Origin of the sequence: Galbibacter marinus, from assembly GCF_000300875.1 — a bacterium.
Classification (GTDB): Bacteria; Bacteroidota; Bacteroidia; order Flavobacteriales; family Flavobacteriaceae; genus Galbibacter; species Galbibacter marinus.
Window position 1 is genome coordinate 1 of record NZ_AMSG01000054.1, and the last position, 2,718, is coordinate 2,718.

The following is a 2,718-nucleotide window of genomic DNA, read 5'->3' on the forward strand; positions in this document are numbered from 1 at the left end:
TATATCCTTTGTGCTTCAAACCAAAAGGATAATAATTGTTTTCTTCAATGATCGTTGGAGTGTCAGGATTACTTGGGTCATTGGTATAACTCAACCTGATATTCCCTAAGTGGTCCCTGTACTGGTACACATAATCATTCCTCCCTGTCCGTCTGGGATCACATACCCTTCCGGATGGCCAAAGAACTGTAATTGCCCGTTCTCATATACCAAGGTTGCTGAGCCTGTCGAAGCACCCGCATAATCAGTTGTTGTCATAGAACTTTCCCCGATGTCCGTGGCGATCTTGCGCAACTTGGTCCCGGTGGCATCGTAAATATAGGAAATTGTACCATTGTTCCCACTTCCGTCGATGGAAATCTGCACAGGTAACCTTTGTTGGCATATTCATATGATTATAAAGTATGCTCGTTATTCCCTTGTTGGCATCTGATGTTAAGTTGCCATTGGGGTCATAATAATAATCGTTCCCCACCTTGTTCCCGTCCTTGAACTCACCCTTCATGAGTGCAGGAGTGATTACGGCATCTGTAACGCTCAACAACCTGTTATTATTGTCATAGGCATAGTCAAGATCGTCCATAAGCCCAAACGTGGTGGCTCCTACATTGGTATGCCCCTTCCTTTTTAGTCTTTGGATGTTCCCGTTCTTGTCATATTCCACTAGGTCCAGGTTGTAGTTCGTGGTGTTGTCGGTAGCCGAAGTGATCCGGTTCAGGGCATCGTAGGTATAAGTGTAGACTGAGCTTATGGGGTTGCTGCCCGTTACCGGGCTTTGGCTGTTCCATAGCGTTTGGCCTATATTCCCGTTGTAGAGCCTTTTGGTAGGATCCGCGATATCGTTGTACCTTATCCCATAGCCGAAGAGCGCATCGCCCAGATCGGCCGGGTCATTAATGGATTTAACCATCCGCGGACATTGTATTTATATCCAGGTCTGTAGTCCCAAGGTGCACTGGGTATGCGACAGCAAGCTTCCGTCTTATCGATACCGTACTAAGGGATACCAAGGCCAAAAAAGCATATCTGTGATAGAAGCTGCCAGGCCCAAAGAGGTTCTCTATTTTTTTCATGTCCCCGTCCGGGCCCAACAGGGCATGGCCTATTTCTTCAGTGCTATGGATGCCTATTCGGAGTACATCATTAATCTGGGGACTTCCCTGTCCCTTGACGAGAATACCGTTATCTCCCATATCAAAAAACTGCTCAGGCACAAGGATTTTAAACGATCTCCCAAAAAACCGTTTACCCTAGTATGTGCTATAGGAGAGAATTACCAGAACAGGATTCGCGGCCTACTGCTGCCGGAGAAGGGCAAACTGGCCATCGGTGCACACGCAGTGGAGCAAAGCACCAAATCTTTTTCCGAGTTCTTCAACAACAGAAGGGCATGAAAAACCGCCCCTTTGGGCGGTTTCGTATTTTAATTCAATCATCTGGATTCTATCCAAGAATAGTTTATTAAAATTCAATTTGTTTTATTTTTTCTTCAGCTTTTTCTCCTATAGATTTTGGTGTGCGCATCAAGTGAATCTCAGCTAATGTATCGTTTCTAAAATGAATTTCCCATAAATTACCCTCATAGCCATCAGGAACTATACTATCTTTTGATTTTTCATAATGAAGTATGATTTTTTCCTTCGTTGGTCTACTTATCCTATTTCTCTCATCATGCACATAAATCCTAAATTCTTCAAAATCGCTTATCTTCCACTTTTGTTCATAACCTTTCTCATAGGCATCTTGGCTTTTGTGAAAATTGCTCAATAATATCATAAAATGTTGTTCATCGTATTCATTGATTCCAAACCTTAATACGTATTCATCAGGATTAACTTTCTCTAAACTCTCAAGATAAATTTTTAGTAACTTCTGTATTTCTTCATTTAGTACTACCTTTTGAAATTCGGATTCAAAACCAGCTCCCTCTTCCTTTGATCTACAAGAATACAGAACTAATATACAGACCGTTATTCTAATTAACTTTTTTATAAATTTTTTCATCGTAAATGGTAGTTGTTTTTGATTGGGGATGATACATTTTGTGTGTTGCTTTGGTCTTACTCTTCTCATTCATATACTCCGCTGCTGCTCCATCTCCACCCAAATCTTGAGCCGGATATCTTTTACCATCCGATGCATATCCGCTTGGGATATCAGAAAATGGACCATCGCCTGGATGAGAATGATTAGTTTCCTTAAGCGAGGTATATCCTTCCTCATTTAATTTATTGGCAGCCCCAACTGTATCCACCTTTTCTTTGCTTCCTGAACTGATAACCACTGATTTTTCAGTCCCTGAATCGTTGGCTGCCGTAACTGTAGCCATCTCAACAGGATTTCCGTTTTTCCCGTCTAGATTATTTGAAGTAAATTCAAATACCTTATCTGCAGTCTCCTGATTTTCAACCTCTATTCCCATGGCTTTATCCGTGGAAAATTCTCCTGTGATACTTCCCTTTTCCAATACAAGACTGCTACTGTTCTCTGTTATATTTCCATTGGCATTTGTGCTATATATAACATCTTTTGTGTCATCAGCCGCCACCCAAACCAATTTTCCACTTTGCTCCAATTTCCATATATCATCAGGTGACATTCCATCAGGATCAATCCAGTAAATAGGATTATTAAATGCATAATTATAGGGCGAGTGCCTTCTCATCTGCTCCGCCAACGGGTCAACATTCATCCACCTACCTATTGCAGGATTGTAAT

At 41.6% G+C, this 2,718-nt stretch carries 5 protein-coding genes; 1 reads left to right on the plus strand and 4 read right to left on the minus strand.

The window, feature by feature from the left end; genetic code table 11:
* Positions 1-105: 105 nt before the first annotated feature.
* Together I215_RS16260 and I215_RS16265 are read right to left on the minus strand one after the other, a co-directional pair.
* Entirely contained in the window at positions 106-258 is a 153-nt protein-coding gene (locus tag I215_RS16260; RefSeq protein WP_156800307.1) for a hypothetical protein, read from the minus strand.
* Positions 245-664, minus strand: a complete 420-nt coding sequence (locus I215_RS16265) for a hypothetical protein (protein WP_156800308.1) — start codon at positions 662-664, stop codon at positions 245-247. The genes I215_RS16260 and I215_RS16265 overlap by 14 nt, the downstream gene beginning before the upstream one ends.
* 364 nt (positions 665-1,028) lie before the next feature.
* Here I215_RS16265 and I215_RS16270 point away from each other — a divergent pair, with 364 nt between their 5' ends.
* Entirely contained in the window at positions 1,029-1,394 is a 366-nt protein-coding gene (locus I215_RS16270; RefSeq protein ID WP_156800309.1) for a hypothetical protein, read from the plus strand.
* A gap of 67 nt (positions 1,395-1,461) precedes the next feature.
* On the opposite strand, the gene I215_RS15495 is transcribed toward I215_RS16270, so the two are convergent.
* Positions 1,462-2,004 (minus strand): hypothetical protein, encoded by a 543-nt coding sequence (locus tag I215_RS15495; protein ID WP_008992935.1) that lies wholly within the window; start codon positions 2,002-2,004, stop codon positions 1,462-1,464.
* Positions 1,976-2,718, minus strand: a 743-nt coding sequence (locus I215_RS16275) for an RHS repeat-associated core domain-containing protein (protein ID WP_008992936.1), incomplete at its 5' end; no start/stop codon positions are given. The genes I215_RS16275 and I215_RS15495, both read right to left, overlap by 29 nt.